The 22242-nt window shown below is 59.9% G+C and carries 17 protein-coding genes; 2 read left to right on the plus strand and 15 right to left on the minus strand.

The window, feature by feature from the left end; genetic code table 11:
• Position 1: 1 nt before the first annotated feature.
• The 14 genes from WD012_RS02310 to WD012_RS02380 all read right to left on the minus strand — a co-directional run bounded on the left by WD012_RS02310 (position 2) and on the right by WD012_RS02380 (position 17254).
• Entirely contained in the window at positions 2-1000 is a 999-nt protein-coding gene (locus WD012_RS02310; protein WP_339562176.1) for a glutathione S-transferase C-terminal domain-containing protein, read from the minus strand.
• Between the two features lie 461 nt (positions 1001-1461).
• A complete protein-coding gene (locus tag WD012_RS02315) occupies positions 1462-1614 on the minus strand; it encodes a hypothetical protein (RefSeq protein ID WP_339562177.1) in 153 nt (50 codons plus the stop codon).
• A gap of 140 nt (positions 1615-1754) precedes the next feature.
• Complete coding sequence (locus WD012_RS02320; protein WP_339562178.1) at positions 1755-3134, minus strand: O-acetylhomoserine aminocarboxypropyltransferase/cysteine synthase family protein; 1380 nt, start codon at positions 3132-3134, stop codon at positions 1755-1757.
• A 58-nt stretch (positions 3135-3192) separates the two neighbouring features.
• A complete protein-coding gene (locus WD012_RS02325; RefSeq protein ID WP_339562179.1) occupies positions 3193-4455 on the minus strand; it encodes an amidohydrolase in 1263 nt (420 codons plus the stop codon).
• Between the two features lie 71 nt (positions 4456-4526).
• Positions 4527-5660: a glutathione S-transferase family protein gene (locus WD012_RS02330; protein ID WP_339562180.1), complete on the minus strand. Its 1134-nt coding sequence runs from the start codon at positions 5658-5660 to the stop codon at positions 4527-4529.
• Positions 5661-5714: 54 nt separating this feature from the next.
• Complete coding sequence (locus tag WD012_RS02335; RefSeq protein ID WP_339562181.1) at positions 5715-6596, minus strand: transporter substrate-binding domain-containing protein; 882 nt, start codon at positions 6594-6596, stop codon at positions 5715-5717.
• A 317-nt stretch (positions 6597-6913) separates the two neighbouring features.
• Entirely contained in the window at positions 6914-7816 is a 903-nt protein-coding gene (locus WD012_RS02340) for a transporter substrate-binding domain-containing protein (RefSeq protein ID WP_339562182.1), read from the minus strand.
• A 42-nt stretch (positions 7817-7858) separates the two neighbouring features.
• Positions 7859-9043 (minus strand): glutathione S-transferase family protein, encoded by a 1185-nt coding sequence (locus WD012_RS02345; protein WP_339562183.1) that lies wholly within the window; start codon positions 9041-9043, stop codon positions 7859-7861.
• Between the two features lie 238 nt (positions 9044-9281).
• On the minus strand, positions 9282-10793 hold the full coding sequence (locus tag WD012_RS02350; RefSeq protein ID WP_339562184.1) for a S10 family peptidase: 1512 nt from the start codon (positions 10791-10793) through the stop codon (positions 9282-9284).
• Positions 10794-10879: 86 nt separating this feature from the next.
• Positions 10880-11425 carry a GNAT family N-acetyltransferase gene (locus WD012_RS02355; RefSeq protein ID WP_339562185.1) on the minus strand — a complete coding sequence of 182 codons (546 nt, stop codon included), beginning with the start codon at positions 11423-11425 and terminating at the stop codon, positions 10880-10882.
• Positions 11426-12268 (minus strand): amino acid ABC transporter ATP-binding protein, encoded by an 843-nt coding sequence (locus WD012_RS02360; RefSeq protein ID WP_339562186.1) that lies wholly within the window; start codon positions 12266-12268, stop codon positions 11426-11428. It lies immediately after the preceding gene.
• Entirely contained in the window at positions 12261-13124 is an 864-nt protein-coding gene (locus tag WD012_RS02365) for an amino acid ABC transporter permease (RefSeq protein WP_339562187.1), read from the minus strand. The genes WD012_RS02360 and WD012_RS02365 overlap by 8 nt, the downstream gene beginning before the upstream one ends.
• Positions 13125-13256: 132 nt before the next feature.
• Positions 13257-14474, minus strand: coding sequence for a trans-sulfuration enzyme family protein (locus WD012_RS02370; protein WP_339562188.1), 1218 nt, complete (start codon positions 14472-14474; stop codon positions 13257-13259).
• Positions 14475-15637: 1163 nt separating this feature from the next.
• Entirely contained in the window at positions 15638-17254 is a 1617-nt protein-coding gene (locus WD012_RS02380) for a glycerate kinase family protein (protein ID WP_422614345.1), read from the minus strand.
• Between the two features lie 189 nt (positions 17255-17443).
• On the opposite strand from WD012_RS02380, the gene WD012_RS02385 reads away from it, so the two are divergent.
• Together WD012_RS02385 and WD012_RS02390 are read left to right on the plus strand one after the other, a co-directional pair.
• The gene (locus tag WD012_RS02385) at positions 17444-18472 is read left to right on the plus strand and encodes an aldo/keto reductase (RefSeq protein ID WP_339562189.1); all 1029 of its coding nucleotides are present in this window, start codon (positions 17444-17446) and stop codon (positions 18470-18472) included.
• Between the two features lie 591 nt (positions 18473-19063).
• Positions 19064-19423: a YccF domain-containing protein gene (locus tag WD012_RS02390; RefSeq protein WP_101451937.1), complete on the plus strand. Its 360-nt coding sequence runs from the start codon at positions 19064-19066 to the stop codon at positions 19421-19423.
• 653 nt (positions 19424-20076) lie between these two features.
• Here WD012_RS02390 and WD012_RS02395 read toward each other — a convergent pair.
• The gene (locus WD012_RS02395) at positions 20077-22182 is read right to left on the minus strand and encodes a GTP-binding protein (protein ID WP_339562274.1); all 2106 of its coding nucleotides are present in this window, start codon (positions 22180-22182) and stop codon (positions 20077-20079) included.
• Between the last annotated feature and the right edge of the window lie 60 nt (positions 22183-22242).

The raw sequence follows: 22242 nt of genomic DNA on the forward strand, positions 1-22242 counted from the left end.
CCTACTCATCCAGCCAGTCGAGACTCGGTCCCGCCGGCACGATGCCGTTCGGGTTTACCGGTCGTTGCGTGTTGTAATAATGCCGTTTGATGTGATCGGTATTCGTAGTGGATTTGAATGCCGGATTGTGGTAGAGCTCCTTGACGAATCGTGCGACATGCCGGTAATGCAGCAGGTTGTGGCGGTTGAGCTTGAAATGCACTTCATACACGACCCACCAGCGGTACAGGCTGGTCCATAGGTTGATGTCCGCTTCAGTCAGCCGGTCGCCGAACAGGAAGCGCTGGCGGGCGAATATCGAGTCAAGGCGTTCCACGGATTGGAAGAAACGGTTTTCCGCTTCCTCGTATTCCTCTTGTGTCGTGGCGAATCCGGCGCGGTATGGACCACTATTGATGTCTTCGCTGATCCATGTTTCGGCATCATTGATGTCGTCTTGAAGGTCCTCGGGGTAGAGATTGTCATGCGGGGTGACGCCAAATTGAGCAAGTTTCGCCAATTCTCGCGGTATGACCGGATAATAGTTCGACACGATGGTGCGTGTTTGCTTATCCCAAAGCACTGGTACGGAAATGCGGTGCGTGTATGTTCCATCCACGGTCCGGTCATAAGCCTCACGTAGGAACGCGAATCCGTTGCCCGCGGTGTCGAGTGTCGAATCCGGCACATTGCGGAATGCCCAACCACGGCCATCCCGGATTGGGTCAACCACGGAGACGGTGACGACATTTTCAAGCCCGTAGAGTTTTCTGGTGATTGCCGACCGCTGGGCGATTGGGCATGCCCAGGAGATGTACAAATGGTATCTTCCAGGTTCTATGGGATGTTCCGGGTCACCGATATGACCTTGAATCGGATAGGCTTCCTCAAGGGTTGGCTCATGATTGACGAGAGAGCTTGCCGGAGATACATTCCGCGGCTCGTAGATGGTACCGTATAGGTCATAATCCACAGCGGATGCCACGCCCGGCGCCTCCAGCCATGTCGGATCGATTGCCATGATGATGTTCCTTTCTGTATCCGGGAGGTACAGGTTTGTCATCCCGGGATTTTGGGTATGGTTTGTGTTGTGATACATGTCATGCCAACAGTTATGTAGGGCTGTGCAAGACGACGCATCTGATGCACGTACGACTGCGCGATAGTGGAATTCCGCGCAACAAGGTACGAAAAGAGGACTTCGTCTGCATCCGGCGAAGCTGATATAGAAAACTGGGAATTGCCCGCTATGCCAGCGGGCCACGCATTCGCACACAGCTGCATGACGCGACATATCTGCGGATTCCCCGGCAGCAGTATCTACGTTTCATGCGTTTCCTCTTGATGTGTGTGGATGAGAATAGAATATTAAGTAAAAGGTGAAATTGGTTTGGATTCCCTGCTTGCCCGGCAATGGACAAGTTCTCACGAGTACGGCAACAGATAACCGCATGCGGCCAGATGTCCCGCATCCGTGAAGAATCACCACAACTGGTAGATGCCCAGTGCAGGTATCAACCTGTTCACTTCGAACATCTGATCGGCGGAGCCGTAGACCGTCTCAGTCGTGATTTCATCATTCGACCATTCAATGCTCATATGATGGCCACGGACTTCATCATGCAAACTAATCATCGTTCACCTCCTTGATGTCGGGGTCTGCGGGATTGAGCTTGTCATCCCTTGATTACCAGTAAACCCCGTTTCATCCGCCGATCACAAATCTCGCTTATCACAACTGGTTATAGGGCGTTCTGCCCCTCATCGAATATGGCTCAATCCCGGTACGCCCGTTCAATCGCCTGGTCCAAGTCGGCAATCAGGTCGGAGACATCCTCGAGACCAATCGACAGGCGAATCAGCTGGTCGTCCACGCCGGCGGCCTGCAGATACCGCGCGGGCACTTCGCGGTGCGTGATGCGCGCAGGATTGACGATCAGCGAGCGCGAATCCCCGATATTGGGCACGTAGGAGAATACTCGGACCGCGTCGATGATGCGCAGCACGCGGTTCTCGTCACCTTGCGGCAAGAACGACAGAATCGTACCCACACCATCAGGAAAATCACGGGCGACCAAGGCCGCCTGCGCAGTGTTGCCCAGACCGGCATAGTTGACGTGTTCAATGCGCGGATGTTGCGACAGATGGCGGGCGATGGCGGTGGCGCTCGCGACTTCCTGGCGCTCTCGCGCGGCGAGCGTTTCCAGTCCGACCAGCTGCAGGTAGCTGTTGAACGGACTGGGTACTGCCCCGAGCGTGCGCAGGTATTTCACGCGGATGCGCCGGATGAACGCGAGAGAGCCGAATTTGTCCCAGAAACTGTGGAATTCACCGTTGCGTTCGTCGCTGATGACCTGCTCGGTTGCGGTGAACTGCGGGTAACGCCCACGGGACCAGTCGAATCGTCCCGCGTCAATGATGACTCCGCCGATGGCGTTGCCATGCCCGGTGATGCCTTTGGTGGTGGAGTGGACAACGATATCCGCACCATGTTCGATCGGCCGGTACAGGTAAGGCGTGGGGACGGTGTTATCGATAATCAATGCGACGCCGTGACGGTGGGCCAGCGCAGCGAGCGCGGGCACATTGGCCACTTCGGTTGAGGGGTTGGCTACGGATTCCGCGAAGATGGCACGGGTCTGCGGCGTAATCAGCGCTTCGACGGCGTCTAGGTCGTTGATGTCGTCGACGAAATCGGTGTGGATGCCGAATTGGGGGAAGAACGAAAGCATCGCGTCCACCGAGGCACCGTACAGGCTGGTGGGGGCGATGATGCGCCCGCCGCCTTCCGCGGCGCACAGGAGCGCGTATGAGACGGCGGCCATGCCGGAGCCCACGGCGACTGCTTCGGCACCGCCTTCGAGCTCGGCGAGCCGCCGTTCCAGTACGGCGGTGGTCGGGTTGGCGACGCGAGAGTATGAGAATCCTTGGACCGCCCCGGAGGCGAGGTCGTCGCCGTGTTCCGCGGTGTGCATGTCGAATGCCGCGGTCGCGTAAATCGGCACGTTGCATGCTTCGGCATTGCCGGCAGTATCGTATCCCCCATGGATCGCGGTGGTGGCGAACGCCCTATCCGGGGTGTCACCGGCAGGAGTCGTGCAAGGCGCCGCGATTGCCGGAGTGTGGTCGGGAACGGGAACGGAAGAGTTGGTCATTGGGGTCATCGCCTTTGGAATACGTGGGGATGGATAGGGGGTATGGCGGGGAGCGTCGTTACCGCGCCAGACTGCTTTGGTCGTCGGCGCTGGCGGAATCTGCGGCATCATCGATGTCGCCGGCATCGTCGGTACTGTCAAGTTTGCGCAACGCAAGCAGCGCGAGTGTCGCCAGTGTTCTGCCGGCAGGGGCGAGCGCGTCAAGTTGCGGGTAGAAGGTGGGGCCGTGCATCGGCCGGTCGGCGTTGCCTACGCCGATGTGCAGGAAAGCGCCCGGCGCATGGCCGAGATAGTAGGAGAAGTCCTCTCCCCCAAGCGTGACCGGTGAAGACTGTGGCACAAGTCCGGCTTGGCGGGCGGCCTGTTCGGCGACATGCGCCCAGCCAGCATCGTTGACGACCGCGGGCGAACCATAGTCCCAGTGGAAATCGGCATCCACCGACCATGCTCCGGCCACTGCGCCTGTCAGTGCCTGTATCCGGTCATGGAGGATGCGCCGGTCCTCGGGATACGCGGTGCGCACGGTGCCTTCGATGAATGCCCGGTCAGGGATGACATTCCACGTGCTGCCCGCCTCGATGTGGGTGATGCTCACCACACGCGGATGGGTGGGGTCAAGGTCGAGGCCCGCGAGGCTTTCCAACCCTTGGGCCAGGCCTATCAGCGGCCGGATAGGGCTGCGACCGGCATCAGGATGGGCGGCGTGCGACCCCTGTCCAGTGATAGTGATGGAGAATTTGTCGACAGCACCGCTGACCGGTCCGGTGCTGATACCGATTTGCCCGGGCTCGAGCGCGTTGGAATCGTGGGTTCCGAAGAACGCCTCGACGTCATCCAAGACCCCTGTACGTAGGACGGCGACCGCACCCGTCGGCGTGTCCTTGGTGGCGGCGACTTCTTCCGCCGGTTGGAAGATCACTTTCACCGTACCTGCGAATTCGCCGCGCTTCTCTTGCAACTCGAGTGCCGCGGCGAGGGCGACCATGAGGTTGAAATCATGGCCGCACCCGTGCAGATACCCCGGGTTGAGCGAGGCGTACGGCAATCCGGTCTGTTCCTGGATGGGCAGCGCGTCGATGTCCCCACGCAGCGCGACCACATGATGGCCTGTCGCGTCCGGGGACGTGATGCCGGAGGCCGTCCGCGTGCCTTGAATCTGCGCTACCAGCCCGGTATGCAGCCCGGTCTCGAGGATGGTCACACCGTGGTCGTGCAGGATGCTGGCAATCTTCGCCGTGGTTTCCGATTCAGCATAGGACGGTTCCGGATGCTGGTGGAACCAGCGGTACCATTCGTGCAGTTGGCTGTCGCTCAGGGGCATTGGTGTCTTCTTTCGTAGTGTCTGCCGCTCGGATAAGAGCAATACAGTTCAGGGAATCGCAGTGCCGGCAATCAGATGTTGCCGAAGCTCCACAGCGCGTCCATACCGCCGGTTCCCGGACCCGAATATTGCCATGAGCCGGTCAGTGCGGACCGGTCCGCCGGTTCGTTCCAACGTTCGTAGTAGGCCTGTCGGTCGGCCGGGCCGTTGTCCTCGGTGGTGTCGGTTGTGGTCGTGTATCCGAACGAATACGCGTAGGAACCGTCATCGAACGGCAGGAATCCCAAGGCGCGCAATTCCTCATCGTCAATGAATCCCGGGGTCTGGAACAGCTGCCGGGCATACGACCACAGGTGCGGGTAGTCCCACAAGTGCCGCACATCGTGCCCGACGCGTTTGACCACGCGTGGACGGTAGGTCACTTCGTAGGCAGCGAGCGTCTGGAAGAGGCGTACATCGCTGTCGGTGAGGTATGGACCGAACAGGTACCTCCGGTTTTCGAGACGCTGGTTGATTTCCGAGAGTCTGGCCTCGAACACGTCAAGTGCGACCTGCGCAACATCCTGTCGCGGCGAGAAGATGATCTTATAAGTGCCGTTGTTGATGTCATCGAACAGCTGCTGGTTGAGCAGGTCGATCTGCGGGCGGAGGAAATCCGGATACAGGTCAGGCGCATCCTGCTTATGGTATGGTTTCCATACGGTCTCCCAATCCAGCGTCAAGGTCTGGTACTCATTGGTGACGACTTTGCCGGTCTGTTCGTCAATGACGGCGGGCGAAGTGGCGCGTCCCGAGAACTCCGGATCAGTAGCACGATAGAAATCCACGAGGTGCGTGTAGCCGAATTTCTTGCCCAGCCCTTCGGGATCGAGAATCCACCCGGCATCGGTTTTGCCGAGCACGGACTCAATCGCCACCACCTGGTCGAGACCGGTGAGCCGCAGAACGATGCGCTGACGTCGGTTCCACCCGCATCCGATCAGCCCGATCACCCGATACCGGTTCGGAATAACCGGAATCTGCCCTCTGCCGTAGCCGAATCGACGGGAGATCCTATTGCCTTGGCGGCGGAAGTCACCTTCTGCGGTGATTTCGTCTTTCACCCGGTTCAGGGACGCCTTGCCGCTTCCATCGCCGTCGTTGGTCGCGTTGTTCAGCAGGCAGGCCGCGCGTACGGCCCTGTCCAAAGTAATCTGTTGTGCCATGGTACTGCTCCTTCGTTCTGTATTCGTGTTCCGATGCCGCTAAGGTCTGCCTATTCACTTCAGGACACTGGCGTCAGGCGTCTGGTCGGCGCCGAACCATTTGACGTCGATCTTCTTCGATGTCCCGTCCTTGACGACTTCCTTGAACGCCTTGTTGATGTCATCACGCAACTTCGTCTCGCCCTTGGGCAGGACAAGATAGCTGTAGCTGTCCGAGGACAGTGAAGACTGCGCCTTCTCCCCCAGGGTCAATGCCTTGGTATCGAGACCGCCCTTCTTTTTGAGATAGCCGAATGTCGCCTTGTCAAGGAAGTACACGTCCGCGGTGCCGTTCTCCGTCTGCCGAATGGTGTCAAGCCCTTCATTCTGCGTGTAGACAAGCTTCGATGCCTTGGACGGGTTGGCATCGTTATATTTCTTCAACGCGAGCGAGATATTGCATCCCGAGGCGCAGACGAGGACCTTCTTGCCCGCCAGATCGTCAAGCGTGTTGATTGTCTTGATACCGCTCGTCTTGCTGACTACCGCGACATACTGATCCTGGTAGATCGGATAGGTAAACTCGTACTTCTGCTCGCGCTCTTCGGTTTTGCTCAGATTGTTGACGGCCAACTGATACCGGCCTGCGTCAAGACCGGTGAACAGAGCGCTGAACTCCGCGGTCTTCCATTCAAGCTTGTATTGGGGCAACTTGGCGAAAATCGCTTCTGTCAGTTCGGCGTTCTGCCCGCTGACATTGCCATCGGCATCCTTGAACACGAACGGCGCAGGACCACCACCGGTGACCGCGACGATTGTGCGGGTCTTCGTGCCCGACGAGGATGACGCCGTGGATGACGACGCCGAACCCGAGCCGCATGCGGACAGCCCGGATGCAGCGAATACGATGGCGGCCAATGATGCGGCAGCCTTGATAACCAGTCCCTTGTTCTTCATGTTGTCTCCATGTCTCTTTGCACGATTGCCGTGGATTGTCCCTGCGGGTCCTGTTGGCATCCGTTCGATGATTGGTATGTACCGCACGATATTGGCGCGATGCGCATGAAACGCCCCCTGTTTCACAAGGCGTGGTTATGGCAGGCTATCGGGACGCATGTTTTCGGGGAAATCCGCCTGCAGAACGCATATCAGGGAAAGTTGGAACGTGTTGCAACCGGTGACAGGAACACCGAAAAACCGCGCCGAAAACGCAAGACGGCCCGCACCACCTTGCGGGATGGCACGGGCCGTCTTGTGGAGCGTCCCCGGACCGTTCAGTCCCCTGAAGAACCTGTCAAGTCCTCGCCGAACCATTTTTTGCTGATTGTGGCGGCAGTACCATCCTTGATGACCTGCTTGAGCGCCTTGTTGACATCGTCGCGCAGCTGCGTCTGGTCTTTCGAGAAAATCAGGTAGGCATGGCTGTCTGCGGAGAACTTTGATTCCACCGCTTCACCGATATCGATGCGTTTGGCGTCGATGCCGGCTTTATCCTCGAGATAGTAATAGCTCGGCCCGTCAAGGAAGTACACGTCGCCGGTGCCGTTCTCAACCTGGCGGATGGCATCGGCTTCCTCGGCTTGCGAGTAGACGATCTTGGATGCCTTCGACGGGTTTTTCTTGTTGTAAGCCTCCAAGGAGGACACGATATTGTACAGCCCGGCAGGCGGCACGATGATACGCTTACCGGCGAGATCGGCGAAGGATGAGACTTTCTCCAGTGAATCGTCCTTGCGCACCACCGCCACGTATGGCGCCGAGTACAACGGGTCGCTGAACAGGTACTTGTCCTTGTTCTTCGCCGTCTTGGAGAAATTGTTGACACCCATCTGGTACCTGCCCGCGTCCAGTCCCGGGTAGATCGCTGAGAAGTCCGCGGTCTTCCACACCAGCTTGTACTGGGGCAGTTTAGCGAAAATCGCCTTGGTCAGCTCGATGTTCTGCCCGTCCAATGATCCGTCCGACGCCTTGGTGATAAACGGCGCCGGGGCACCTGCTGATACCGCCGTGATGGTGCGCACTTTGGTTCCGGAGTTCGCCGTACTGCTCGTCGCGGTTCCCGTACCGCTGCATGCAGCCGTGCCCGCAGCCAGCAGTACGGCCAACACCGCCGCCGCACCCGCCCGCCAAGCAGACGCCAGGCTACGGCCGGTCCTCGTTGATATCGTGTCTGTCATATCAGTTTCCTTCTCTTCTGTTCCTTACGTCGAGCGTGAGGTTCAGTCCCGGTAGAACCCGTCGTACGCGCCGAACTGCCACAGTTCGAAGCTGCCGCCGCCGCCCGGGCCGGAATACAGGGGTGAACCTCCAAGATGCGTGCGATCGGCAGGTTCCAGCCAACGTTCATACAGCGCCTTATGCTCATCTTTCACCGTCTGCGGTGTAGGACCGTCGTTCTCCTCCCAGGTCGCTGCGCGATAGTTGCCGTTCTCGTCAGGCGTGAAGCCGAGAGCATACAGTTCCTCGTCATCGATGAATCCAGGCGTCTGGAACAGGTCCCTGCCATAGGCGAACAGGTTCGGATAATCCCAGATGTGGATGATCTCGTCAGTGCCGAAAGTGCGCACGAAGCCTGGACGATACGTGCTTTCGAAGGATTCAAGGGTCTGGAACAGCCGTACGTCGCTGTCGGTGATCCGGCCACCGAATAGATAACGACGGGAAGCCAGACGGAAATCGTAATCGGCGAGGCGAGCTTTGAAAATTGTGTAAGCGGCGGTGGCGGCACCTTGCGACGTGGCGAAGTTCACCTTGTAGGTGCCGTTGTTCACATCGTCGAAAATCTGTTGATTGAGCAGGTCAATCTCCTGACGGAGCTCCTGCGGGTACAGGTCCGGCGCCCCCTCCTTGTGGAACGGCGCCCAAGCGGTCTCCAGATCGTTGCTCAGGATGTGATAGTTGTTCGTCACAACTTTCCCTGTACTCAAATCGACAACGGTCGGCGAAGTACCGCGGCCGGTGAAGTGGTCGGTGGTGGCTCGATAGAAATCGTTGAGCCGCTCGTAACCGAACAGATCCGCCACGCCTCCCGGAGTGTGAGTCAGTTTCCAGCCGTTCTCGTCACGCCCGTACACGATTTCAGGGGTGAACGCGTCCCACAGGCCGAGCAGTCGAATGACGATACGCTGACGACGGTTCCACCCACAACCCAGTGCCCCAAGGATGTGGTAACGTCCGGCCTGCACCGGCGCCTGACCCGGACCAGAGCCGAAACGGACGGTGAACGCGTTGCGTTGGCGGCGGAACGCCCCATCCGGCGTCTGTTCGACGGTCGTTTCTTCCACAGGACGATCCTGCTCGTCATGTCCGGGACGGGACACGCGCTCACGGTGTGCTGCAACGCCGCACGCATCCGCGGCGACAACTGACAGCGACTGCCCGTTACTCGAAAAATCGAATGCCATATGCTTCTCCTCATGTTGATGTTGTACGGGGATTGGAATCCGGTTCGATGAACCGGTTGCCTGATTTCCGATTATCGGCGTCCACAGTCACGAACACAACGTCGCGCCTATCACCGTTTATGCAGTGTCGATATAACGATTCCGTATTATCAGCAAAGTTGATGACGCGCGTATCTGCATCACGGCGCAGCATCCCCTAGGCTAGGTTCATGCGGAGCCACGCAACCTGCAGTCCAGGCTATGGACGAGTCACGAAATCGTGGATCTGCCGTGACTGGGCTATTCTGCTTGTCTCGTCGAGATAGATCATGTGACCGGAATCGAACTCATTCACCGTGATATTGTCTCGGAGCTCCTCGGGAATAGGCAGGAGCGCGACATCACTGACCGCGCCATAGAACGGCGTGCACAAATCGTAATGTCCGACCTGATACAGGACCCTAAGCGTGCGGTTCGCCCGCATCGCCTCGCCCAATGCACCGATGACATGGAACGGATTGCGGTGCACACCAGAATCCATCCGCCAAGGTTTCACCCGCGTGGTATCCAGTTCGTAGCTCAAATCGTTGTTGTATTCAAGCTCTTGACGCAGGTATGAGTTGATGCCTGCTGCAAATGCGCCACGAACGGTCTGGTCCGTGCAATCTGCTTCAGGTTCGCGGGCGAGTCGGTCCTCGTTCCACCCGGTGAACCGTGCGTCATATTCGCCAAGCACTACGCCACGCGATCGGAGCAACTCCGTGCGAAATTGTCCGGGAGTCACCAGTAGGTCGGCTTGGTCGACCAAGACCGGCGGCAATCCGGTCAAATCGGCGTACCGGGCGACAATCCGTGCACGTTCGGCGGTATCAAGGCGATGCCCTTGATTCAGCGCCCATAACAGCTGGGTGTCGGCAAACTCTTCTGCAGCCGTGATCACCTCACCCAGACTCTTTTCCGGATGGACGCCGTGATAGTGGGCGACGGCAGCATATGTAGGGAAGAAGGCCTGCACGCCGAGGAACTGGCCCGGGCCGAATCCCATTCGCCCGAAAGTGATTGGCGAGGAGATCAGAATCAGCCCGCTGAGATACACCCCGTACCTCACTGCCAGTCTCGCCGCCACACGTGAGCCCCGCAACACGCCGTAGGATTCGCCTGTAATGTACAACGGCGAGTTCCAACGCTCGTTGCGCGTAATCCACAGACGGATGATATTGGCCATCGCCTCGACATCGACATCCGCGTGATGATACTGGTTCGCATCCTCCCCGGCAACCACACGGGAGTATCCTGTCGAAATCGCATCGATGATTACCACGTCCGCGTATGCAAGTGGCGATTGCGGGTTGTCGCGCAGACGATACGGCGGGGCGGACGGCGTGACACCGTCGGATTGCAATACGTCTACAATCCGCGGGCCGAACAATCCCAGATGCAGCCACGCGGAACTCGTACCAGGTCCTCCGTTGAACACGAAAATCACCGGTCTGGGATTGTTCCCCTGATTATCTGTATCAGTATCACCGAGATACTGGGTCAGAAAGACCCGCGCCTTGACTGAGGGCTCCTGCGCAAGCGGACCACTGATGTTCTCCTCGGTCAAGTCGAGATAGCCTGCGACAGCGGTATAAGGCAAATCCCCATCCTCGGCATGCAGCACGTGTCTGGTCACTGCTGGGACCAGTCGCTCCTGCGCGTTGTCGTCACTGATTGCGTTTTCGCCGGGTGTTGTCGCCCTGTCATGCGATTCCCACTCGTAATCCGTCATATCTCTTGTCCTTTCGCCGCATGATGTAAGAAACAACTGACGGCATCACCGGAAACAATCCAGCGATGCCGTCGGCCAATCATGTTCTATTCGGTGATGTCGTAAATGAAGAACAACAACCGCTGCCCCCCATCGACAATCAATGTCTCCATCTCGGGGTGCCGCACAAAACCGCACCGTTGGTACAGGCGATGCGCGTACGGCATATTGGGGCCTGAATGGATGAGCAGCCGTCTATAGCCGTATGCCTTGGCGACCGCGATATTGTGTTCCACGAAGGCTCTGCCCAACCCGTGGCCGCGCCCTTTTGGCAACACACCCATGGTATTGAATTCGAATGTCGGTTCGTTGCTCAATGCGGGCTTGACTGTTGTGCATGCACCATACAGCTCACCGGATGCATCGGAGATGACCCAGATATCCTCTTTCGCCGATCTTCCAGAAATATCGGTGAGCCGATGATGGTATTCCTTGGTCATCGGACCATTCGTGGAGAACGCCTCCACCAGCGTGCGCCCCACTTCGTCATATTCGTCGGGATGTGCAAGCCGCAGATGCAGTCCGGAGCCCAAATCCCAATCCCTGAGACCAGCTGGTAGCGTGCTTGCGTCAGCATACGCAGTCACCGTCATTCACACCGCCTCCAATGCGAGACCCTCACGCTCATGCTCTTCGCGAAGCGCCTCCTGCGCATGCCAAGAAGCGTTCTGGGAAGCGCCCGAGCCGGGATGGTTCGTCCCATATCGTTCGAAGGAGGACAGGAAGTCACGCAACCGGTCGGTATGCGGATTGCCGAAAATCTCCTCCGGGGTCCCCTGTTCCACGATCTTTCCCCCTTCGAGGAAAATGACCCGGCTCGCGATGCTGCGCACGAAACCCATTTCGTGGGAGACCAGCAGCATGGTGTTGCCCGCCTCGGCGGCTGCGGCAATCGTGCGCTGTACCTCGTTCACGCGCTCGGGATCGAGGGCCGATGTCGGCTCATCGAGCAGCAACAGTCGCGGATCCATGGACAGTGCCCGCGCGATCGCAACACGCTGCTGCTGTCCGCCGCTCAGATGCTGGGGGTAATGGTCGGCCCAAGCTTCCAGACCGACATTGCGTAGTTCGCGCAACGCCCTGTCTTGTGCCTGCTGTTTCGGCAGGCGCTTGACCACGGTCAGCCCCTCCATGACATTCTGCAATGCGGTACGGTTGCGCAACAGGTTGAACTGCTGGAACACCATGGCAGTCGACCGGCGAATCTCAAGTGTCTCGTCCTTTGACGCGTGGGCGAGGTCATATGCCTTGCCGTCGATTTCAAGTTCGCCGGTGTCGGGGTGCTCCAGCAGATTGATGGAACGCAGAAATGTCGATTTTCCCGTGCCCGACGGGCCGATCAACGCCACGACCTCGCCGTCCTCGATATCAATGCCGACCCCGTCGAGTACCTTGTGCCCATTGAAGGATTTGCTGATATTCCTGATGCTAATCACGGGCGACCGCCTCCTTGGCTACCGTTCCTGCCAAGGTTGCAATCCCCGGCGTGTTCAATGCAGGCAGTCTGCGCACCGAGCCACGCGCCGGCGTCGTCTGAACCGGCTGCGCCTGTTCGGGTTCGGTTTGCGCCACCTGCCGCAAGGCCGGTGCCTGTTCAGGGACAGACAGTCGGCGTTCGAGCCAGGCACCAACCCGCTCCAGTAGCAGGGTGATCACCCAGTAGATGATTGCCAGTGAGCAGTACATCTCAAAGTACCGGTATGACGAGCCCGCCATAATCTGGCCAGCCGCCGTCATATCAACGACCGCGCACACAAACGCCAAGGAGGTGCCCTTGATCAGGCCGATAAGCGAATTCATCAGACCAGGCAAGGCGATGACACCCGCCTGGGGAAGAATGACCCGCCGCCTGACCTGAGCCGAAGACATGCCCAGCGAGCGCGCCGCCTCAAGTTGCCCCGGATCGACCGCGGTGATCGCCGCACGAATGACCTCCGCCATAAACGCCGACTGGTTGAACGCAAGCGCGAGAATCGCGAACAGGACCGGCGGCACACTGTTGATATCCCAGTCCGTGCCGTTCCAATAATTGAGGTACTTGAGGAAAATCGGGATGCCAAAGTAGCTGATGTACAGCTGCACGATGATAGGGGTGCCGCGAAGCACCGAAATATACACCGTGCTGATCTGGTACAATACCGGCGTACGCTTGACACGGATAAGCGCGATCACGAAGCCAAGCAGAAGGCCAATGACGCCTGCCGCGACCGTCAGTTCCAATGTGACCGGCAGATAACGCAACAGCTGCGGAATCTGGGTGAACACCAATTTCCCATTGAATAAATCAGGCATGATAATGCGCGTGTTCCTTGATATGTATTGTTGTACGTTTCATTGACCCTTGCGGGATGCGGTTACGGTTCTTGCGAAACACTTGGCGACGTTCCCGTCACAGTATCCACACAGTCAGGTTGCTTTTCCTGCCTACCGCACCGTCTCCGCCAACTGCGGCTGAGCCGCCTTCGCCGCGACCGCGAACGCCTGGTCGAGGTCCTCGATGAGGTCGTTCACGTCTTCGATGCCGATGGACAGGCGGATGAGCTCGTCGGTGATGCCGACTTTGAGGCGTTCCTCGCGTGGCAGTTCGAAATGCGTCATGCGACACGGCAGTTCGGCGAGGCTTTCCACCGCGCCGAGGCTGACGGCGAGCCGGAACAGGTGCAGGTTGTCGAGGATTTCCGCCGGGTCGATGCCTTTGACGACTTCGAAGCTGAGCACGCCGCCGAAACCTTTGAGCCCCTTCTCGGTGTCGCCGGGCTGGCGGCCGCCTGCGACTCCCGGATAGTGGACGGTCGCAACGAGCGGGTTGTCCAACAGCCAGTTCGCGATGGCGACGGCGTTGCTCTGCTGGCGTTCGATGCGCAGGCCGAGCGTCTGGATACCGCGACGGACGGAGTCGGATTCAGCCGGCGGCAGCACCCCTCCCAGCCGGTTCTGCGCGTAGTAGACGCGCTCGCCCAGCTTGTCGTCGCGTACGACGGCCAAACCGGCGATGACATCCGAATGTCCGGCAAGATACTTGGTCGCCGAATGCAGGACGATGTCCGCGCCCAGATCCAGCGGCTGCTGCAGATACGGTGTGACGAAGGTGTTGTCCACAATCACGATGGCACCGTACTTGTGGGCGATCCGCGCGATTGCAGCGACATCATTGACCTGTAGCAGCGGGTTGGTCAGGGTCTCGAAATAGACGGCCTTGGCGGGTTCGCTGGCACCATCCTCGTCACCGGCGACGCCGACACCGCTGATCGCCGCTTCGAGCGCCTCATAATCATTGGTGTCCACAGGCTGGCTGACCAGGCCCCAACGGGTGAAATGCTCGTTGAACTGCGAGTAGGTGCCGCCGTAGACGTTGCTGCCGACGACAATCCGGTCGCCCGGCTTGAAGATCGAAAGGACCGCGTGGATGGCGGCGAGCCCGGACGCGAACGCGAAACCGCGGGTGCCATGTTCGAGCTGCGCGATCTGGCGCTCGAGGAAGTCACGGGTCGGGTTGCCGCTGCGCGCGTAATCCCAGCGGGGCATGGACTCGACCGATTCGAAAGCATACGTGGATGAGTTGTAGATAGGCGGATTCACGGCCCCGGTCGTGTTATCGTTCACCGGCAGTCCGTGGACCAGCTGAGTGTTGAACCTCGTCATAGTGCACCCCCTAGGTAGTGTCGCAAGCGCCGCGGGCGGGCCGGGCGGATGGTTGGTTTGGTTGTGTTGTTGTGTTGTTGTTTGGTTTGGTTTTTGTGTTGTTGTGTTGTGCTTGCCGTGTTGCCGGCGGCGGGACCTTTCGGCCTCGCGTTGGTTACGAACCTAATCCAGCAAGGCTCGCAGATACAAGCTGCAAGGCATACGGGATACTTATATGCAGCTAACAACCGTTGCGGCGATTGGGGTTTTGCCGCTTGACGGGCGGAGTTCGGCGAGCGCGACACGCGGGAGGCGGACGCTTCACGGGCGGCGGGCGCGACGCGCAGGTGGCAGCGCTGCAGCCGAAGGACAATCGGCGGTAATCGGGGACAATCGGCACCAATGATGGCGGATCTGTTCCGGCACAGCACTCGACTACTGGTTGCGTATGCGTTGGCATACACGACTTGTCCGTTCGTCGTTGGACTGGCAGTATCCCATGGTCGGGATACCAGTTGTGCACGCCCCCGACATACACAACTCACCACATCGTCATTGGATCGCTTGACCATCCGATGATAATTACCGATTGCGCATACCCCGGCATACATGACTCGCCACATCGTCACCGCCCAAGCCGTTCCCCGCACGCAACGTACCAATCGCGCATGCCCAGACATACACAACTCACCACATCACCGCTAGACCACCGGACCCCCGGGATGAAATCAGTGATTGCGTACGCCTCGACATACGAAACTCACCACATCGTCATTGAATCGCTTGACCATCCGATGATAATTACCGATTGCGCATACCCCGGCATACACAACTCGTCATGCCTCGGCTCATTGAATGGCGTCATCCTCAGTGCATTTAGCGAAGGGACATATCAGATGCGATTCATCGTGCGAGCGAATCCTCATACAACGGCGACCTGGCTAGCCCTACAGGACGATTCCAACCGCCGCACCGGTCACCGTGTGAGCCAATCCTCACAAACCCGCACCTCCACCCGCCGAATCCGGCGACCCCAGCCTCCCGACCCGTCACCGTGCGAGCGAATTCTCACACAACGGACCCTGACCAGCTCAATCAGCTGATTCCAACCGCCGCACCGGTCACTGTGTGAGCGAATCCTCACACAACGGCATCGCCCGGCGAGAAGGAGCCGCATCAAGCTCTCACCTGTCTGCGTCCGCAACAGCGGCGAGCAGCCGTGTGACGTTTGCGGCGGTGGCGGCGAGGTTGTCAGCGGTCTCGCGGCACGCATCCGCAAGGGATTGCGGTTCGCGGATGATCGGGAACACCGCGTCGATGCCGCACGCGTAGAGATCCTCGGGGTTTGGACGCTTCGCACCGTCACAAGCCCCGGCGATCACGGTATCGGCAGGGTCAGTCATGCTCTGAAGTCCCGCGACGGTGAATCCGGCATGGCCATCCGCATTTTGGATGCCGGCAGCCGCGCAATCAGTATCGTCAACACAATCAGTATCGTCAACACCGCCAGCATCGTCAGCTCCAGCCGTATTCCCGACACGCACGGAATCAGCACGGCCAACCATCGCCGAAGCCCCCGCGGCCTCAAGATTCGAGCAATCACAGTCACTCGAAGCAGTGACGGCATCTGTCGCAGAATCCAGATGGTCAGTCTCGCCACAGCTTCCGGCGACTGCCTGCGGCACTGCGGCGACACCGCGGGCGACCGCTCCGGCGAGCGCTACGACCACCATGCGCGGATTGGCTTGCTTGACTATGTGGGCGACACCGGCCGGGGTTTTGCCGTAGGCGGTCTGCCCGTCGATACGCCCTTCCCCGGTGATGCACACGTCCGCCGTCCGCGCTCGGTCCGCAAGCCGCGATGCCGTCGCGACGAGCTGGATGCCGGGTTCGATGGTCGCGTCCGTGAAGGCAAGCAGTCCCGCCCCGGTTCCGCCACCGGCACCAGCTCCGGGAACCGCGGCGACAGAACGTCCCAAATCACGCTCGATGACCTGCGCGAACTGGACGAGCGCATCATCGAGTTGCCTGACCATTGCTGGGGTTGCGCCCTTTTGCGGCCCGAATACCGCGGATGCGCCGGTCGGCCCGGTCAGCGGATTGGTGACATCGGTGGCGATGCGTACCTCAATATGCGCGAGTCGCGGGTCCATGCGGGCGGTGTCGATATGGTCGAGTCGCGCGAGCGCCGCGCCGCCCGGTTCCAAATCCTGCCCGTTCGAGTCAAGCAATCGGGTGCCAAGCGCCTGGGCGATGCCGGCTCCACCGTCGTTGGTCGCGCTGCCGCCGAGCGTAACGATGATTGTGCGCGCCCCGTCATCGAGCGCGTGCCTGATCAGCTCACCCGTACCGAAGGTGCTGGCGCGCAACGGGTCGTGCGTATGCTCGTCCACGTATTGCAGTCCGCTGGCACGCGCCATCTCTACCACGGCGACACGCCCGGGCTCGGCCGCTGTCGTGCGATTCGCGCTCCCTGCGTTTCGTACACCACCGGTATTCAGCACACCCGCGATTCCCCGTGCACCAGCAGTTCCCCGTGCACCCGCGATGTCTCGCACACCGCCCATATTCTGCGCATCCAACAACCCATACTCCGCGCGAACCGGCCGCATCAGCGGATCGTGGACCATCGCACTGCAGCGCCGCCCGCCAACGGAAGCCAGCAGCGCATCCAGCGTGCCTTCTCCCCCATCAGCCATCGGTGCAATATCGCAACACGCCGTCGGGCAAGCCGCCTCCACCCCGCGCATAACCGCACGACACGCCGCTACGGCGTCAAGCGAACCCTTGAACGAATCCATCGCAATGAGAAACTTCACGGCTCCAGCCTAAGATGAGGGCGCAACCAGCGGCACAGCGCTGCACGATACGCCACTGCACGATACGGCACGGCGCAATCCGGACATCCGCAGCCGAAAGCCGACCGCCCGCGCACCGCGCGAACAGCAAGCACGAACGCCGCACACGAACCCAGCATGCAGGAGGCAACGATGCCATCATCAACCAACGCCACCGGAATCAGCACATACAAGCCATCCCCCGACCGGTACGAGACCATGTCCTACCGGCGAAGCGGCCGCAGCGGTCTGAAACTGCCTGCCATCAGCCTCGGCTTTTGGCATAATTTCGGCGATTTCTCGTCATACGACACGATGAAACACCTGTGCTTCACCGCATTCGACCACGGCATCACGCATTTCGACCTCGCCAACAACTACGGGCCGGAACCCGGCAGCGCCGAACGCAACGCCGGCAGGATTTTGCACGATTATTTCGGCGCGCACCGCGACGAGCTGGTCATCAGCACCAAAGCCGGATTCGACATGTGGCCCGGCCCATACGGCGACCACGGCAGTCGCAAATACCTGCTCACCAGTCTCGACCAGAGTCTGACGCGACTCGGCCTTGACTATGTCGACATCTTCTACCACCACTGCCCCGACCCGGACACGCCGCTCGAGGAAACCATGGGCGCGCTCGCGCAGGCGGTCGTAAGCGGCAAGGCGCTGTACGTGGGCCTGTCGAACTATGACGGGCAACGGCTCGAAGCGGCAGCCGCGATCCTTGACGAACTGCATGTGCCGTTCATCATCGCGCAGAACCGCTACAACATCCTGGACCGGACCGTGGAACACAACGGACTGCTCGATGCCGTCAGCCGGCTGGGCAAGGGGCTGATCACTTACAGCCCGCTCGACCAGGGGCTGCTCACCGACCGGTATCTGGACGGGATTCCAGCGGATTCGCGCGTGGCCCGGGACGGCCGGTTCCTCACCGAAGCCGACGTGGCACGCACACATGACGCGATTGTAGCGTTGAATACGATTGCCGCTGCGCGCGGGCAAAGTCTTGCGGATATGGCGCTCGCCTGGCTGCTGCGCAAGAGCGAAGTGACCAGCGTGCTCGTGGGTGCTTCCCGACCTCAGCAGCTGCTCGACAGTATCGGCGCGTTGAACGGACCCGATTTCACCGATGACGAGCTCGCCGCCATCGACCGGATTGCGAGCGACGGGCGGTAGCTGTTCGTACTGTACCCGCAACGAGTGCGGTTGCGGTTGGCGATTGAGCCGGATACAGATGAGCAGGTTGTGGTTTAGCCGGATGCGGTGCCGCTGTGAAAGGCCAGTCGCAATCAGTCCGACGACCACCTTCACAAACTAGCTACGCTAGCGCCCTTCCCCGCGTAGCTGGTTTGTGAAACCACGCAAACCGGCTACGACGGCAGTCCTGCTGCGTCGCCGACGCGCGCGACGACAGCCGGAACAGGAAAAGAGAAGGGCCCGGAAGACCGGGCCCTGAAAGGAGAGAAAAGAAGAGAGAAGGGATTGAATTATGGGATTCAAGTGGAGAACCCCGTCAGCTTTTGCTGACATGATTTAGGATACGGACGTCACCTTGGGTTCACAATATGTTTCCCTGTGAATACTCTGAGATTCACTCAGGCAACGTCCAGCCTGATGTGCAAGCCGTCATCCCTGCCACGCGATTTTGCACACCCGCGACTTTGCAAACCGTCCATAGCCCACCCAACCAAGCCACGCCCATCCAACCGCACCTGACCGATCAATTCCCGCCCGACCATGTCACCCGCGCCGTGCACAATGGGCGGCATGAACACGTTGGGCAATATCCTGTGGCTGATTCTCGGCGGTCTCGAACTGGCTGTGGCATGGGCGATCATCGGCATCGTGCTGTGCATCACCATCGTCGGCATCCCGCTCGGCATCCAAGCGTTCAAAATGGCGGGCCTGACACTCACCCCGTTCGGCAAGTCCGTGGTGTATGGCGGTGGCGTCGGCTCCCTGCTCGCCAACATCATCTGGGTGGTGTTGGTCGGCATCTGGATGGCAATCGGCTACGTGATCGCAGGCGTACTCAACTGCATCACCGTCATCGGCGTACCGTTCGGCATCCAGTCGTTCAAGATGGCGAAGCTCGCGTTGTGGCCGTTCGGCGCGCAGGTTCAATGAATACCGGTTCATGATTGCCGCAATCACAAAGCATGCCGTCAAACTGCCAGACGAATCCGGAATATCGGATGTTTCACGATGCCGGCGGGCTTGATTTACTGGATTGGCTGAGGCGATGCCGTCAGACGGACGGGAGTTCGGCGCGGAACGGTCTGTCAGACGTCGCTTTCCCGGGAGAACTCGAGTGGTTCCGTAATCTGCCATTGAACTCCCGCACGCGACGTGGGAGTTCAGCCTAATCCGGCGCTTCCACGGAAAATCTCCCAACAGAAACGTTGGAATCTTGCGATTCTGAAAAATCGGCCCTGAAGCCGTTTCTGGGAGAAAAAGCACCAAAATCGGATTTCGCAATAAACTCCCGCAACGAACCGGGAAATCGTCTCCTCTAAGCGGAACCGAGGACGTTCTCCCGCTTTCACAGGAGAACACACGGCTTGGAAAACACACGGCCAGGAAAACACAAGGATTGGAGCACCTGATAACCGGGCGTCCGCAGTGAGAGACCCCCTGCCGCCCATAATCGATCACTTCACGGCAAGCCCACTGGAAAGTCTGCTCCAGCAAGGGCCAACCCGCACCATCACCGCCTGCCCCTATCCTTGCGATTCCAACGATTCCACCGATTCCGCCGTCTGCGAATCCATCAAGCCCTGCTACCCCTGCTGCCACGCGAACGGCAGGTGCATGAACTCCGGCACTTTGTACCATTTGACCGGGTACCCGGCGCCATGCGCGCAGAACACCGAATCCGGGGTGTTCTCCAGATCGGCTTCGGGATCATACCCGGCTGCCGCGATGACCGCGTCCTCGTCGTGGCACGGTCGGTAGCCCGCCGACACGCAGGTCAGCGACCCGCGTCCGTGCGTGTACGCGTTGACATCCATCGCGTAATCACGCATGCCTTCGACGGGCGCCTCGCCCTCCAGCACCGCCGTCGTGCCGTCATTTTCAGGCGGGTCGAACGTGCCGCTCATCCGCTGGATATCAGCCATCGCATGCCCCACCTGGTCAGCGGGCAGCTCCAGACGGAAGCGGTACCACGGTTCAAGCACATGGCAATGCCCGCCCTGACGCGCCTGCATAAGCCCTTCGCGGATCGCACGATACGTGGCCTGTCGGAAATCCCCGCCTTCCGTATGCTTGTCATGCGCACGACCGGTCAGCAACGTAATCCGCATGTCGGTGATCGGCGCGCCGATGAGTACGCCCAGGTGCTCACGTTCGCGCATATGCGTCATGATCAGGCGCTGCCAGTTGCGGTCGAGCACGTCAAGACTGCAATCGCTGGCGAATTGGAGTCCGCTGCCACGCTCAAGCGGCTCCAGCAGCAGGTGGACTTCCGCGTAGTGCCGCAGCGGTTCGAAATGCCCCACCCCTTCGACAGGCGCGTCAATCGTCTCGTGGTATACGATGCCGCCGCGGTCGAACGCGACCTCGATGCCGAAGCGCGTGCGCAGCAGTTCCTGCACGATTTCCAGCTGGACAGCGCCCATGAGCTGGATGTGAATCTGCTCGAGACGCTCAACCCACCGCACATGCAGCAACGGCTCCTCATCCTCAAGCTCGCGCAACGCGCCCAACAGCTTGTGCACGTCCGTACCGTCGCTCGCTGTGACCGTGTAGGTGAGCACCGGTTCGAGCAGCGGGTGCGAGGCGTCGGCCTGTGCGCCGAGCCCCTGGCCCGGCACCGTGCCATCCAGCCCGGTCACCGCGCACACCGTACCGGCGGCGGCGTCTTGCAGCAGCTCGTATTTCGCACCGGAATAGCGCCTGATCTGGTCGATCTTCCCGTACGGTTCGAGGTCGCTTTTGACCGGAAGATCACCGCCGGTCACTTTCAGCCAGGTGAGACGGTTGTGCTGGGCGTCATGCGAAATGCGGAACACACGAGCGCCGAAATCCTTGTCATAGCGCGGTTCTGGGGCGTATGCGGCAAGCAGGTCCAGCAGGTTGCGAATGCCATGCAATTGCAGCGCCGATGTCCACAGACACGGGACAAGCTTGCGTTGCGCGATCATCCGGCTGATGGTCGCCGGGCTGATCCGACCGGTGTCGCAGTATTCGTCGAGCGCGGATTCGTCGAGCGCGGCGACGTCCTCATCGTGTTCCATTCGCGAACCGGCGGAAATCTGGGCTTGGGCGGACGAGCCGCCGGAAATCGCGCCAGTTGATGCGCCCGTGACGACTTGCGTGTCTGCGGTAACTGGAGCATCCGAAGGTACGGGGGTGTCCGCAGTGACCGGGGTATCCGCATTATCAGCGATATCGGCAGAATTCTGCGGCAATCCGGCATCCACGCACGCCTCGCCGAATCGCTTGCGGATGCCGGCGAGCACGTCATCGCGCGAAATGCCGGGAGCGAGCGCGTCGATTTTATTGATGACGATGACCGTCGGCACATGATAGCGCTCCAGCAATCGCCACAGGGTCTCGGTATGACCTTGCACGCCATCGACGGCTGAGATGACGAGCAGAGCGAGATCGAGCACGCCCAGCGTACGTTCCATATCGGCTGCGAAATCCACGTGCCCGGGCGTGTCGAGCAGGGTCAAGCGCATACCCGGATAGTCGATGATCGCGTCTTTTGAATAGATGGTGATGCCGCGTCGTTTTTCCAACGCGTCGGTGTCGAGAAACGCGTCGCCATGATCGACGCGGCCAAGCCGGCGCACTTCGCCGGACACGTACAGCATCGCCTCGGAAAGTGTGGTTTTGCCCGCATCCACGTGGGCTAGCACGCCCGCGACGATCTGTTTCATCATGCTCCTGTCGGTCGGTAACCGGCGCTGCGCGGCGCCTGAGTTTCCTATGGTAGACCG

It is taken from the genome of Bifidobacterium thermophilum (genome assembly GCF_037482445.1).
Classification (GTDB): Bacteria; Actinomycetota; Actinomycetes; order Actinomycetales; family Bifidobacteriaceae; genus Bifidobacterium; species Bifidobacterium thermophilum_B.